General features: G+C 28.9%; 11 protein-coding genes. 10 read left to right on the forward strand and 1 reads right to left on the reverse strand.

What is annotated here, in order from left to right:
- The first annotated feature begins 196 nt into the window (after nucleotides 1-196).
- The 4 genes from GPX08_RS07150 to GPX08_RS07165 all read left to right on the forward strand — a co-directional run bounded on the left by GPX08_RS07150 (nucleotide 197) and on the right by GPX08_RS07165 (nucleotide 4,211).
- Nucleotides 197-1,813: a sodium-dependent phosphate transporter gene (locus GPX08_RS07150; RefSeq protein ID WP_156626132.1), complete on the forward strand. Its 1,617-nt coding sequence runs from the start codon at nucleotides 197-199 to the stop codon at nucleotides 1,811-1,813.
- A 170-nt stretch (nucleotides 1,814-1,983) separates the two neighbouring features.
- Complete coding sequence (gene cwlD, locus GPX08_RS07155; RefSeq protein WP_156626133.1) at nucleotides 1,984-2,664, forward strand: N-acetylmuramoyl-L-alanine amidase CwlD; 681 nt, start codon at nucleotides 1,984-1,986, stop codon at nucleotides 2,662-2,664.
- 131 nt (nucleotides 2,665-2,795) lie between these two features.
- A complete protein-coding gene (locus GPX08_RS07160; protein WP_156626134.1) occupies nucleotides 2,796-3,638 on the forward strand; it encodes a fumarate hydratase in 843 nt (280 codons plus the stop codon).
- Nucleotides 3,639-3,650: 12 nt separating this feature from the next.
- Entirely contained in the window at nucleotides 3,651-4,211 is a 561-nt protein-coding gene (locus GPX08_RS07165) for a Fe-S-containing hydro-lyase (protein WP_156626135.1), read from the forward strand.
- A 530-nt stretch (nucleotides 4,212-4,741) separates the two neighbouring features.
- On the opposite strand, the gene GPX08_RS07170 is transcribed toward GPX08_RS07165, so the two are convergent.
- A complete protein-coding gene (locus tag GPX08_RS07170) occupies nucleotides 4,742-5,602 on the reverse strand; it encodes a DUF2179 domain-containing protein (RefSeq protein WP_156626136.1) in 861 nt (286 codons plus the stop codon).
- Between the two features lie 182 nt (nucleotides 5,603-5,784).
- On the opposite strand from GPX08_RS07170, the gene GPX08_RS07175 reads away from it, so the two are divergent.
- From GPX08_RS07175 to ptsP, 6 genes are all read left to right on the forward strand, one after another.
- Entirely contained in the window at nucleotides 5,785-6,480 is a 696-nt protein-coding gene (locus tag GPX08_RS07175) for a response regulator (protein ID WP_156626137.1), read from the forward strand.
- Nucleotides 6,464-8,239: a GHKL domain-containing protein gene (locus tag GPX08_RS07180; protein ID WP_156626138.1), complete on the forward strand. Its 1,776-nt coding sequence runs from the start codon at nucleotides 6,464-6,466 to the stop codon at nucleotides 8,237-8,239. Before GPX08_RS07175 ends, GPX08_RS07180 begins: the two co-directional genes overlap by 17 nt.
- Nucleotides 8,240-8,635: 396 nt before the next feature.
- Complete coding sequence (locus GPX08_RS07185; RefSeq protein ID WP_156626139.1) at nucleotides 8,636-8,995, forward strand: Spx/MgsR family RNA polymerase-binding regulatory protein; 360 nt, start codon at nucleotides 8,636-8,638, stop codon at nucleotides 8,993-8,995.
- A gap of 246 nt (nucleotides 8,996-9,241) precedes the next feature.
- Nucleotides 9,242-11,470, forward strand: a complete 2,229-nt coding sequence (locus GPX08_RS07190) for a ribonucleoside-diphosphate reductase subunit alpha (RefSeq protein ID WP_156626140.1) — start codon at nucleotides 9,242-9,244, stop codon at nucleotides 11,468-11,470.
- Nucleotides 11,471-11,687: 217 nt separating this feature from the next.
- A complete protein-coding gene (locus GPX08_RS07195; RefSeq protein ID WP_156626141.1) occupies nucleotides 11,688-12,722 on the forward strand; it encodes a ribonucleotide-diphosphate reductase subunit beta in 1,035 nt (344 codons plus the stop codon).
- Between the two features lie 389 nt (nucleotides 12,723-13,111).
- Nucleotides 13,112-14,731 carry a phosphoenolpyruvate--protein phosphotransferase gene (ptsP, locus tag GPX08_RS07200; protein WP_156626142.1) on the forward strand — a complete coding sequence of 540 codons (1,620 nt, stop codon included), beginning with the start codon at nucleotides 13,112-13,114 and terminating at the stop codon, nucleotides 14,729-14,731.
- Nucleotides 14,732-14,816 lie beyond the last annotated feature (85 nt).

Below are 14,816 nucleotides of genomic sequence, written 5' to 3' on the forward strand. Positions count from 1 at the left end.
AATTATGTAATAAAAAAATACAAGATAAATATTTTTAGTTATGTAAATAAAGAAATATTAATAAAATTATAAAAAATGCATAAAATAATACATTCCTATATTAAAATCATGTTAAAAATATGTTTAATTACTTAACAAATGTTAAAAAATAATGTAAACTTAGTTTGTAAAAATAATGTTGAAAAGGAGAATAACTTTGGAATCATTAATGGTTATTATACAGCTTTTAGGTGGCTTAGGACTATTTATTTATGGAATGAAGATCATGGGGGATGGTCTAGAAAATGCTGCGGGAGATGGACTTAAATCTATCTTAGAAAAAGTAACAAAGAATCCGATTATAGCAGTTATAGTTGGAGCTATAGTTACAGCAGTAATACAAAGTAGTAGTGCAACGACAGTAATGGTAGTAGGCTTTGTTAATGCTGGACTTATGAATCTAGCACAAGCTGCTGGAATTATTATGGGAGCTAATATAGGAACAACAATTACAGCACAATTAGTTGCCTTTAAGTTAGATCAAATAGCGCCTTTATTCGTTTTTGTTGGAGCATTCATAGTAATGTTTGCAAAAAAGAAAAAGAGAAAAGATGTTGGAAGTATTATATTAGGATTCGGTATTTTATTTGTCGGAATGGGACAAATGAGTGCAGCTATGAAGCCTTTAACAGCTTCACCTATATTTAATGATATTTTATCAACTGTAGCTGATAAGTGGTATCTTGGAATATTAGCAGGTGCAGTTATTACAGCAGTGCTTCAAAGTTCATCAGCAACAACAGGTATATTAGTAGCTTTAGCAACAGCAGGAGCTGTAGATATAACACAAGCACTTCCAATAGTATTTGGATGTAATATAGGTACATGTGTTACAGCTATGCTTGCAACGGTAGGAACTAGCAAGACTGCACATAAAGCGGCATTATTACATTTAATATTTAATTTAGGGGGTACATTAATTTTCATACCTATTTTAGTCAGTGGATTATTAGGAGATATAGTTTCTTCAATAAGTCCAGGAGATGTAAGTAGACAAATAGCTAACTCACATACAGTATTTAATGTTGTGAATACGGCAATTATGCTTCCATTAACAGGATTCCTAATTAAGATAGTTAATAGAATTATTCCAGATGATGAGGAAGAGGATAGACCAGGTCCTAAATACATAGATGATAGACTACTTGAAACTCCTGTAATAGCAGCAGGACAAGTAGCTAAAGAGACATTAAGAATGGCTAAAAAAGCTAAAAAAGGTTTAGCATTATCTTTAGAAGCTTTTGAGAATAATGATGAGAAATTAATTCAAAAAGTATATGAGAATGAAACAGTAATTAATACATTAAATGAAGCAATAACTACGTATTTAGTTAAGCTTTCAAAATGTGAATTATCAGATAAAGAATTAAGTATAGTTGCAGCAACTTTCCATGTTATAAATGACATAGAAAGAATTGGAGATCATGCTGAAAATATTGCTGACTTAACTCAACAAAAAATTAATAAGAAATTAGAGTATAGTGAACATGCTATAGATCAAATACATAAAGTGTATGATAAGGCTTTAGAATCATTATCAGTGGCTATAGATAGTTATGCTACTAAAGATGTTAATAAGGCTAAGAGTGTTAATGATCTTGAAGCAGAAGTTGATAGGATGCAAAAGAAATACAGAGATCTTCATATTAAGAGATTATATGATGGAACTTGTAATGCATATGCAGGAGCTATATATCTAGATTTATTAAGCAATTTAGAAAGAGTAAGTGATCACTCAATGAATATAGCAGAAAGTGTTATAGAAAATAGTTAATGATAAGGACTGTCGTAAGACAGTCCTTATTTAATATAAAGAAATAAAGAGCAATAGTTTAAGAAATATAAAAAAATAAAATTTTTAAATAGATATTTATCAAAAAATTATTAGTAAGTAAAACAAAAATGGACATAATAACTTTATAAATTTAAAAGTGGAGGAAAGTTATGAGAAAGTTAAGATTTACATACTTATTAATAATTATATTATCAATGTTTATTACGCCGATTAGTGCAAGAGCTGAAGAAAATAAAAAGATAATATTAATAGATCCTGGACATGGAGGGTTTGATGGAGGAGCTAAATCTAAGGCTGGAACTATAGAGAAAGATATTAATTTACAAATAAGTTTAAAGCTTAAAGAAGATTTAGAAGGACAAGGATATTTAGTATTCCTTACAAGAGAGGCTGATGAGGATTTAGGCAATGGTGGTAAGACTATTAGGGAGAAGAAAAGAGAAGATTTAAAGAAAAGAAGGGATATGAAGGTAGAAACTAAATGTGATATATTTATATCAATTCATCAAAATATGTTTTCAGAAGCTAAGTGTTATGGAGCACAGGTGTGGCATAGCTCCAATGAGGTAAGTAAGAAACTTGCAGATAATGTTCAAGAAGGAATAAAAGATAGTGCTAAGGATGGAAATAAGAGAGTTTCAAAGCCAGCAGGAGATGCTTATTTAATTTTAAGGGATAAATATGAAGGAGCTTCAATATTAGTTGAATGCGGATTCTTATCTAATCCTGATGAAGAAAAGAGATTACAAACTGAAGAACATCAAAATTCAATAGTTAAGGGTATTTCCTGGGGAATAAATAAATATTTTGAGGAAATAAATAAAAATTAGGAAAAAGACTTATCTATTAAAATAGCAAATTATGAATTAAGAATAAATAGTATTACTTTCAAAATATGACCTACAGCTATAAAAAAGTATGATAAAATATTTATAGTTATTTTTATAAAAGGAGTAGGTTTATGAGAGAGATACATATTGAAAAGATTGAAGAAGTTGTAGAAAAGTTATGTATAGAATCAAATTATAATTTATCTAAGGATGTTTTTGATGCCTTAAATAAGGCAAAGGAAGAAGAAACTTGGACACTAGCAGGAGATATTCTTGACAAAATAATTGTAAATGCAGATATTGCTAAAAATGAGAGTATGCCAATATGCCAAGATACAGGAATGACTTGTGTATTTTTAGAAATAGGTCAAGATGTACATGTAGTTGGTGGGAATCTTGAGGATGCAATAAATGAGGGTGTAAGAAGAGGATATGATAAGGGCTACTTAAGAAAATCAGTTGTAAAAGATCCAATAGATAGAGTTAATACAAAGGATAATACACCTGCAATAATACATTATGAAATAGTTCCTGGAGATAAACTGAAAATAACAGTAGCACCAAAGGGATTTGGATCTGAAAATATGAGCCAAATAAAGATGTTAAAGCCTTCAGATGGTCTTAAAGGAGTAAAGGACTTCATTATTAAGGTTGTTAAAGATGCAGGTCCAAATCCATGTCCACCAATGATAGTGGGAGTAGGTATAGGGGGAACTTTTGAAAAATCAGCATATCTTGCAAAGAAAGCTTTAATAAGGCCTATTGATAGTAAAAATGAAAATAAGTTTTATGCTGATTTAGAAGAAGAATTACTCTTAGAATTTAATAAGTTAGGTATAGGACCTCAAGGATTTGGTGGTAAAACAACTGCAATAGGTCTTAATATAGAAACATATCCAACCCATATAGCTGGATTGCCTGTGGCTGTTAATATAAGCTGTCATGCAACTAGGCATAAAGAAGAAATAATATAAGGGGATATTAGTATGGCAATAAAGTTATCTACACCATTAACATATGAAAAGATTAAGGATTTAAAAGCAGGAGATAGTATATTATTATCAGGTACTATTTATTCAGCAAGAGATGCTGCTCATAAAAGATTAATAGAATTATTAGATGAAGGTAAAGAGTTACCTATAGATGTGAAAGATGCAGCTATATATTATGTTGGACCTACTCCAGCAAAAGAAGGACAAGTAATTGGGTCTGCAGGACCTACAACTAGCTATAGAATGGATGACTATTCACCACAACTATTAGACTTAGGACTTAAGGCCATGATAGGAAAAGGTGCTAGAAACGAAGAAGTTGTAAATTCAATAATAAAAAATAAAGCAGTTTACCTAGGGGCAATAGGAGGTGCAGCTGCTTTAATATCAAAATCTATAATAGCTTCAGAAATAATTGCATATGAAGACTTAGGAGCAGAAGCAATTAGAAAAATGGAAGTAAAAGACATGCCGTTAACAGTTATAATAGATGTAGAAGGAAATAACCTATACAAAGTAGGACAAGAAGAATACCTTAGATCAATTAATAATTAACGATTAAAAGTTAACAATTAAGTATGAAACTCAAGCTAATGGCTTGAGTTTCTTTAATATTAAGAGATAGTAAGTTGAGAAAGGAGATATAAAGTAAAAAGCAATATTGAAATTTAGCTATACTGAATTCTCTACTTCGATATGTATAAATTTATGATGAAAAACCATAGACATATTAATGTGAAAGTCAACTTTGAGCTAAAGTATAATTAAAATATAAAAGTTAAAATTAATATTGAAATTCAGCTTGTCTGAATTTCTACCTTCCGTATGTAGTAATCTATAGTTTAAATTTATAATAAAAAAATTATACATACATGAGGTAGGGTGACTTGGAGCTGAAAATTAATTGAGAAATAGAAGTTAAAATTAATACTGAAATTCAGCTTGCCTGAATTTATTCCTTCAGTACGGTTAATGTTTACAATTTAAATTATAATAAAAAACTATATACATATTAATGCGAAAGTCGACTTGGAGCAATGCGACGGAGAACTGAGCATAATATGTATATAGTTTTAGTTATATATTTAAATCTTATAAAAGCCTTTGCCGTTTACTTCAGAAACATCTATTATAGTTATAAAAGCTTTCGGATCTATTCTCATGATTTTATTTTTCAATCTTATCATCTGAGAAGAGGTAACAGCTATGTAAAGCATCTTTTTAAGCTCGTGAGTGTATTCACCTTCTGCAATTAGAGAGGTAACACCTCTGTTCATATCTTTAATAACATATTCAATAATATCGTGCTCTTTTTCAGTTAAAATTAATAAAAGCTTCTTACTATTAAATCCATTAATAACTCTATCTATTACAACACTTTGAACAAACATAGAAATTAAGGTGTATAGAGCCTTTGGTAGTCCAAATATTAAAGCTCCAATAAATACAATAATACAATTTAAAGAAAAACCAAGTGTACCTATTTCTAAATTAGAGTACTTCCTTCTAAGAACCATTGTAATAATATCAGTTCCACCAGTGGAACCATTTCTAGAGAATACTAATCCATAACCTAATCCACATAAAACACCACCATAGATACAATAAAGTAAAACATCATCCACTCTTACTAGCTTTGACAGTGGTTCTGTAATTATTAATGAAAGAGATAGAGATATCATACCAACAGCAGAATATAAGGTGAACTTCTTATTTAACATTTTATAACTAACAAAGAATAAAGGAATGTTAATTATAAATACAGTTATACCTGATGATACATTAAACATGTATTGCAAGATAAGTGCCACACCTGTAGCGCCTCCACTAAGTAATTGAGCATTAACTAGGAATAAATTAACTCCAAGTGAAGCAATTATACATCCTATGAAAATGAAAATAAAATCTAATACCATGTGTTTTTTGATTGCTACTTTTTGAAACATATTAAACTCCTTAAAAAATTAGTAGAACGTACACTCAAGATTATATATCAAACCTCACAATATGTTAACGAAAATTTTATTTACTTAGTATTTTAATAAAAATGTAATTTTTATACTTAGTAAAAATCAGCAATATAAGCTATTATAAATATAAGATAATATAAATCAAGGGGTGTTTTTATATGTTCAATGTTTTAGTGGTAGATGACGAAAAAGAAATCAGAGATGCTATAGATATATATTTAAGAGGGGAAGGAATGAAAGTATTTAAGGCTCAAGATGGAATTGAAGCCTTAGAGGTATTAGATAAAGAAAAGATACATTTAATAGTATTAGATATAATGATGCCAAGAATGGATGGAATAAAGACTTGCTTAAAAATAAGAGAAAAAAAGAATTTGCCTATAATAATGCTTTCAGCAAAAGGTGAAGATAGCGATAAGATTTTAGGACTTAATGTTGGAGCAGATGATTACATAGCAAAACCATTTAATCATTTAGAGTTAGTAGCTAGAGTAAAATCCCAGCTTAGAAGATATCAAAAGCCATTGGAATTAGAAGGTGAAAGTCCTGATATAATTGAAGTAAAAGATCTTGTAATTAATAATAAGGAAAAAACTATATGCTTAAGAGGAGAAGAAATAAAGGCAACTGCTACAGAGTTTAAAATACTTCAGTTACTTGCATCTAATCTAGGAAGAGTTTTTTCTATTAAAGAAATATATGAAAAAGTATGGGAAGAGCCTTTTTATAGAAGTGAAAATACAGTAACAGTTCATATAAGAAGAATAAGAGAAAAGATTGAAATTAATACAAAGGACCCAGAATATATAAAAGTAGTGTGGGGAGTTGGATATAAAATTGAGAGAGAAAATTAAAAACTATGTGACTGGTATATGGGGTGTAGAGATATTAACTCTAGCAATACTAGTAGTAACATTAGTAACAGGTTATTATAACGCATTTAATGATAGTGCAGCTAAAATTGGTGCAGGTACTTTTGATGCCCTTTTTAATAAAGAAAAATATATAGAATCAATGATTTATATTGATAGTAAGAAGATATCAGAGTATATATACAACAATAGTAATAATCTAGAAGATATAAGTGCTATTCAATATGAAAATCAATATCTACAAGAAAATTACTATTACTATGATGAAATATTTTATGTGTTAATAAATAAAGAAACTGGTGAATTTACAACAGATGACCCTAAATTAGCAAATGAACTAGCTCCATATTATGCAAATGTTGCTTTATTAGAAGATAATATTAATTCGTATTTAAAAGAAATTGGTTTATCGTCAGTTAGATTAGATAATAAAGATAAGTATAATTACTATGTAATGACCTCTGAAGACAAGGTAAATATGAAAAATATAGATAAGTATATTGAAATATATTACAAGAATCCAGATGCTTATGATTATTTAATAAAAACAGAATCACTGACTGCAAAAGTTATGATAATTGCAAGCATAGTAGCTATTTTACTTTTAATAAAGATAATTTTTAACTTAATTTTTAATAACAAAAATATTCATTTAGAAATAAAAGTATTAAAGAGGTTGTTTTTTGTGTTAAGATATGGATTTAAATATAAAAATACAAGAAATAAAATAATGATATCCTTTGGAGGAGCAGCAGGAGTAATTATAGTATATCTTTATTTAGTAGCAGGAATAAGAAATCAAAATGTACTGGTGACCTTCCTGACTAGATATCCTTTTAAGGGAACTTTAATATTAATATTGATACCTCTAGTATGCGTATTATACTCATTAAAGAAGAGTTTAGATATATCTATAATAAATGATGGATTAAGGAAGATTAATTCAGGAGATCTTGAATATAATTTAAAAAATTTTGGAGAAAGAGAAGTTAAGGAATTAGTACAAAATATTAATGAAATAAAAGATGGATATAAGATTGCTTTAAATGAGCAAATAAGAAATGAAAAGCTTAAAACAGAATTAATATCCAATGTTTCTCATGACCTAAAAACACCATTAACATCCATAATAAATTATGTAAATATATTAAATGATCCAAATATAACTGAAGATGAAAGAAAAGATTATCTTTTAATATTAGATAGAAACTCAAAGAGGCTAAAAAGTCTTATAGAAGATTTATTTGAAGCATCTAAGTTAAATAGTGGAAAGATGAAAATAGAAAAAGAGCAAATAGATATTGTATCTTTAGTTCATCAAGGTGTAGGCGAATATTCTAATCTATATGAAGAAAAGAATATAGAATTTAAGGTAAGTAGTAATGAAGAAGAAATAATATTAGATTTAGATGGAAAGCTAATGTCTAGAGTCTTTGAAAATCTAATAGTAAATGCATTAAAATACTCATTAAATAATACTAGGGTATTTATAGATATTACTTCAAAGGAAAATTCTGTAGAAATATCCTTTAAAAATATTTCTAACTATGAAATGGGCTTTAATACACAAGATATGTTTGAAAGATTTGCAAGGGCTGATAAGTCTAGAAATTCAGCAGTAGAGGGTTCTGGAATGGGATTAGCAATAACTAAAAGTATTGTAGAACTACATGATGGAAGCATAAAAATTGAAGTTGAAGGTGACATGTTTAAAATATATTTAGATATACCTAAGAAATAATATATAATGGGGCTGTCGTAAAAGCAACTCAAATTAAAAATTAAAAATTAAAAATTAAAAATTAAGAATTAAAAATTAAGAATTAAAAATTAAGAATTATTGATGTAATTCTTATAGAATTGCTAAATTAATTTCTTTTAAAAACTCCTTCGGGAGTTTTTTTATTAATTTTCATTATTAGATTTACCTTGTGTAACGTAAATTTAAGTTTAATTTATAGAAGTATTTAATAAACTTATGAAAGAATTAAAAATGGCATAGTCTTTGAATTTTAAGGTTTTTCTTGTATAATTTTTTGATTTTTAATTTTACAAAATTATTTTTATGTAGATTATTAACTGAAAGAAATATATAATAGAAGTAATTAAATAATAATTATAATTAAGGAGTGATATTATGTCAGTTTTATTTGTGGAATATCCAAGATGCACTACATGTAGAAGAGCAAAGAAGTTCTTGGAAGAAAATAATGTGGAATTTATAGATAGACATATGGTTGAAGAAAATCCAAGTAAAGAAGAACTTAAAACTTGGTTAGATAAAAGTGGATTAAAAATAAATAAATTCTTTAATACATCTGGCGTACTTTATAGAGAAATGCAATTAAAAGATAAAGTAAAGACATTATCAGAAGACGAGCTATTAGATATATTAGCTACAAATGGAATGTTAGTAAAGAGACCTATATTAGTAAAAGGAGATACAGTACTTGTAGGTTTTAAAGAAGAAGAATGGATAGAAAATCTTAAAAAATAATATTAAAAAAGTAATACTTAATAAGTTTATATACTAAGAGATAATAAATATTACTAACGAAATATTCTTTAAGGTGAAAAAAGGAGATATTAAAAGATATCTCCATTTTATTTGAGCATTTTTAATCCTATTGATTAATTCCTCAATTTTACTTTATGTAGAATAGAAATTATAATATCTATATGTTGTGTATATATTTATACTATGTATAAATATATACACTATATATAGTGGAAGGGGAAAGATATGGATTTATTAGATATTTGCAGTAATGCTTTAATTGGGATTAATGAGGATAAGGAAATATATACGGAACAAAGGCTTTTAGAAGCGTTAAATCATATAGTTAGACCTAATATGACAGATGAAGAAATAAGAGATTCTCTTATTCAAGTATCCTTAGAATTAACTACAGATATGGAACCTAAATGGCAGGTAGCAGCTGAAAGATTATATGTATATAAACTTTATGATGAAGTAAGAAAAAATAGGGGATTAACTTCAGATGATAAGTTATATGGTTCTCTTTATGAATTTATAACAGTATTAACTAATAAGGGTCTATATGGTAAATATATTCTTGAAAATTATACTAAAGAAGAAATTCTAGAATTAGAAAAAGAAATAAAACCAGAAAGAGATTTCTTATTTACATACAGTGGAATTAATCTTTTAGCTAAAAGGTATTTAATTCAGGATTACAATAGAAGTAAATTAGAGCTACCACAGCAAATGTTTATGGGAATTGCAATGCACCTAGCTGTACCAGAGAAGAAAGAAAAAAGAGTAGGCTGGGCTAAGAGATTTTATGATGTTTTAAGCTCTCTTAAAGCAACTATGGCAACTCCAACAATGTCTAATGCAAGAAAACCATTTTACCAATTAAGCTCATGCTTTATAGATACTGTTGATGATAGTTTAAAGGGAATATATAAGTCCCTAGATAACTTTGCAGAAGTATCTAAGTTTGGTGGTGGAATGGGAATCTACATAGGTAAGGTAAGAGCCTTAGAATCACCAATAAGAGGATTTAAAGGAGCGTCAGGAGGGGTAATACCTTGGATCAAGCTATTTAATGATACTGCTATTGCTGTAGATCAGCTTGGAGTTAGAAATGGATCAGTAGCAATATGGCTGGATGCTTGGCATAAAGATTTACCGGAATTCCTGCAATTAAAAACTAATAATGGTGATGATAGAAAGAAAGCTCACGATGTTTTCCCAGGAATATGTTACCCGGATTTATTCTGGAAGCTTGCAGAAAATGATATAGATGCAAATTGGTATATGATGTGCCCACATGAAATAAGACTAGTTAAGGGATATTCATTAGAAGATTTCTACGGAGAAGAGTGGGAAAGAAGATATTTAGAATGTGTAAATGATGAGAATATTAGTAAAAGATCAATGCCTGTTAAGGATATAGTAAGACTTATAATAAAGAGTGCTGCAGAAACAGGAACACCTTTTGCTTTTTATAGAGATACGGTAAATAAAATGAACCCAAATAAACATAAGGGTATTATATATTCATCAAATCTATGTACTGAAATAATGCAGAATATGAGTAGCATGGATATTGAAAAGTCAGAGATAGTTGATGAAAATGGAGATAAAGTTATAGTTGAAAAAATCAAAGCTGGAGATTTTGTAGTATGTAATTTATCTTCAGTAGTGTTAGGAAATGTAGAAGTTAAAAATGATGAAGAGCTTGGATATGTAGTAGAAACTCAAATAAGAGCAATGGATAATGTTATAGACTTAAATTACTATTCAGTTCCATTTGCTGAGGTTACAAATAAGAAATATAGAGCAATAGGACTTGGAACTAGTGGATATCATCATATGCTTGCTAATAACTTAATACATTGGACTGATGAAGAACATAAGGCTTTTGCAGACGATGTCTATGAAAGAATAAATTATCATGCTATAAAGGCAAGTATGAATATAGCTAAGGAAAAAGGCAGATATTCATGTTTTGAAGGGTCTGATTGGCAAAATGGTGATTACTTCAATCTTAGAGGATATAACTCAGAGAAGTGGCAAAATTTAAGAGAAGAAGTAAATACTTATGGAATGAGAAATGGATATTTAATGGCTGTAGCTCCTAATGGATCAACAGCAACTATCGCAGGAACTTCAGAAGGAGTAGATCCAGTAATGGCTAGATTCTGGCTTGAAGAAAAGAAGGGAAGTATAATTCCTAAAACTGCACCAAACTTAAATGAAGAAAATTATTGGTATTATAATTCAGCTTATAATATAGATCAAAAGTGGTGTGTACAAATTAATGGGATAAGACAAAGACATATAGATCAAGGGCAATCATTTAATTTATATATAACAACAAACTATACTATGAGACAAATTATGAACTTATATATAGAAGCGTGTAAAGTAGGGGTAAAATCAATTTACTATGTAAGATCAAAATCTTTAACAGTAAGCGATTGTGAAAGCTGTTCAGCATAAAGTAATTCTTAGCTTCAAGTGGAGTTTTCTTAAAAAGTAGAGAATCAAAATCTTGCATTTTATGTGAAATACTTTCACAGAGTGCAGGATGATTACTTCAGTTGAAGCTTAGAATAACTAATGCAGGCTCCTAGAAGTGCTTAGTTCCCACTTATAGAAGGGGGAGTGTTAGCGATGGTAGATGTCGGATAAAATATAGAAACTTTGGAGGGTAACTATGGTTGTAAATAAAAAGCCTCTTTTTAATGAATTTGGGGATACAGAAACATCTAAAAAAAGGATGATAAATGGTAATACTACTAATTTAAATGATTTTAATAATATGAAATATAACTGGGTATCTGATTGGTATAGGCAAGCAATGAATAACTTTTGGATACCAGAAGAAATAAATTTATCTCAAGATTTAAAGGACTATAATAAGTTAACAATTGAAGAAAGAACAGCCTATGATAAGATACTTTCTTTCTTAATATTCTTAGACTCTATACAAACAGCAAACTTATCAAATATAAATAACTATATAACTGCAAGTGAAGTAAACTTATGCTTAACTATTCAAGCATTCCAAGAAGCTGTTCACTCACAAAGTTATAGTTATATGTTAGATACAATCTGCTCTCCAGAAAAGAGAAACGAAATACTGTATCAATGGAAAGATGACAAGAGACTATTAGAAAGAAATAAATTTATAGGAGACCTTTATAATAATTTTATTGAATCTCCAACTAAGGAGAACTTAGTTAAAACAGCTATGGCAAACTACATACTAGAAGGTATATATTTCTATTCAGGATTTATGTTCTTTTATAACTTAGAAAGAAATGGTAAGATGCCAGGCTCAGCTCAAGAAATAAGATATATTAATAGAGATGAAAATACACATCTTTGGTTATTTAGAAATATTTTAAAAGAGTTACAATTAGAAGAGGCTGAATTATTTACAGAGGAATTAAGAACTGAACTAAAAGAAATGATGAAGATAGCCGTAAATCATGAAATAGCTTGGGGACATTATGTAATAGGGGACAATATCCAAGGTATAAATAAGAAGTTAATTGAAGATTATATAAAATATTTAGGAAATATAAGAATGAGAGCTATAGGCTTAGAAGAAATATATGAAGGATATGATAAAAATCCGGCAGCTTGGGTAGATATTTTAGCTGATGCTAACTCAGTTAAAACAGATTTCTTTGAAGCTAAATCAACAGCTTATGCGAAGGCTGGAGCACTTATTGATGATTTATAATAATATTAGAGCTAATGGGGGGTTCAGAGTTACTGAATCTCTTTCTATTTTATTCTAATAAAGTTAAAATTTAAGTTTTAAATAAGTAATTTTATAATATATGTTAAATACTAATTAAGATTATTAAAATTAAAATTATTACTATCTGCAAGTAAGATACATTAAATGTAAATGTTTTTATATATAATTTTATTGAAATATAAATAATTTTCAAAAAAATGAATATGAATAAAATGGATGATAGAAAATAATAAAAATTATGTGTATTTTTATTAACATAAAGAAAAAATATGTTATAATACATTGTAGTTGTAATTTTAAAATAGATAAAGTACGTTCTATTAAATTCATGGTTTGAATTTATAGCTATTTAAGGAGGAATCTCAAGAATGAAAAAAGGTATAGCTGCATCTAAAGGTTATGCAATAGGTAAAGTATTTTTACAAGAACATGAAGAAATAGTGATAACAGATGCAAAGGTTTCTGATATTGCGGCTGAAAAGGAAGTTTTAAATAAAGCGTTAGCTCAATCTAAAATTCAATTAGAAAAAATAAGAGATAAGGCATTAGAAGAAATTGGTGAACATGAAGCGCAAGTATTTGAAGCTCACTTAACTTTATTAGATGATCCAGAGTTTACTGGTGGAATGCTATTAGAAATTGAAACAAATAGCATAAATGCTATGAAGGCTGTTGAAAGCGTTACAAACACATTTGTAATGATATTCGATTCAATGGAAGATGAATATATGAAAGAAAGAGCGGCTGATATAAAGGACGTTTCTAAGAGAATTATATCTAATCTTGCAGGTAAAGGCGGAGATGCTTTTGCAATTACAGAAGCTAATACTGTAGTTGTAGCTCACGACTTAACTCCATCAGATACAGCTCAATTAGATAGAAGTAAAGTAACTGGTTTCTTAACTAACATTGGAGGAAGAACTTCTCACTCTGCTATTATGGCAAGAACTTTAGAAATTCCTGCAATAGTTGGATTAAAGGATATAACTACATCAGTTAAAAACGGAGATATGGTTATAGTTGATGGTATTGAAGGAATATGTATAATAAACCCAGAACAATCAGTTATAGATGAATATACTGCAAAGAGAGAAAAATTCTTAGCAGAACAAGAAGAATTAAAGAAATTAATATCTGTTAAAACAGTTACTAAATCAGGAAGAAGAGTTGAAGTTTGTGGAAATATCGGTTCACCTGCAGATGCTGAAGCAGTAGTTGCAAATGGTGGAGACGGTGTTGGATTATTCAGAACTGAATTCTTATACATGGATAGAGATTCTGCTCCAACTGAAGAAGAGCAATTCGAAGCTTATAAGAAGGTTCTTGAAATAATGGATGGAAAGCAAGTTGTTATAAGAACACTAGATATCGGTGGAGATAAGACACTTCCATACTTACCATTACCACAAGAAATGAACCCATTCTTAGGATATAGAGCAATAAGATTATGTTTAGATAGAAAAGACATATTCAAGGTTCAAATCAGAGCTTTATTAAGAGCTTCTGTATATGGTAACCTAGCTGTTATGTTCCCAATGATTTCAGGCTTAGAAGAATTCCAAGCTGCTAAAGAATTCGTTGAAGAATGTAAGGCTGAATTAAAGGCAGAAGGAAAAGAATACTCAGAAAAAATCCAATGGGGTATAATGGTAGAAATTCCTGCTGCAGCTGTTTATGCTGATGAATTAGCTAAACACGTAGACTTCTTCTCTATAGGAACAAATGACTTAATCCAATATACATTAGCTGCTGACAGAATGAGTGAAAAGGTATCATACCTTTACAACCCAATGCACCCAGCTGTATTAAGATTAATCAAGATGACTATAGATGGAGCTCACAAGCATGGCAAGTGGGTAGGAATGTGTGGAGAAATGGCAGGAGACGAAACTGCTATCCCAACATTAGTTGAATATGGATTAGATGAGTTCTCAATGAGTGCTACATCAATCTTAACTGCTAAGAAGATAATATTAGAACAAGAATAGTATGAAGGACTGCGAAAGCAGTCCTTTTATTTTGCTTCGTAAAATAAATAATTAAAAATGAAGAATTAAAAATTAAGGAAAAAAT

The sequence above is a fragment of the Clostridium tertium genome, assembly GCF_902652255.1.
GTDB classification, from domain to species: Bacteria; Bacillota; Clostridia; order Clostridiales; family Clostridiaceae; genus Clostridium; species Clostridium tertium_A.

Bases quoted from the DNA above. Each gene is read 5' to 3' on its own strand.
- cwlD (WP_156626133.1), top strand. From the start codon at position 1,984: ATGAGAAAGTTAAGATTTACATACTTATTAATAATTATATTATCAATG.
- GPX08_RS07160 (WP_156626134.1), top strand. From the start codon at position 2,796: ATGAGAGAGATACATATTGAAAAGATTGAAGAAGTTGTAGAAAAGTTA.
- GPX08_RS07165 (WP_156626135.1), top strand. From the start codon at position 3,651: ATGGCAATAAAGTTATCTACACCATTAACATATGAAAAGATTAAGGAT.
- GPX08_RS07170 (WP_156626136.1), bottom strand. From the start codon at position 5,602: ATGTTTCAAAAAGTAGCAATCAAAAAACACATGGTATTAGATTTTATT.
- GPX08_RS07175 (WP_156626137.1), top strand. From the start codon at position 5,785: ATGTTCAATGTTTTAGTGGTAGATGACGAAAAAGAAATCAGAGATGCT.
- GPX08_RS07185 (WP_156626139.1), top strand. From the start codon at position 8,636: ATGTCAGTTTTATTTGTGGAATATCCAAGATGCACTACATGTAGAAGA.
- GPX08_RS07190 (WP_156626140.1), top strand. From the start codon at position 9,242: ATGGATTTATTAGATATTTGCAGTAATGCTTTAATTGGGATTAATGAG.
- GPX08_RS07195 (WP_156626141.1), top strand. From the start codon at position 11,688: ATGGTTGTAAATAAAAAGCCTCTTTTTAATGAATTTGGGGATACAGAA.
- ptsP (WP_156626142.1), top strand. From the start codon at position 13,112: ATGAAAAAAGGTATAGCTGCATCTAAAGGTTATGCAATAGGTAAAGTA.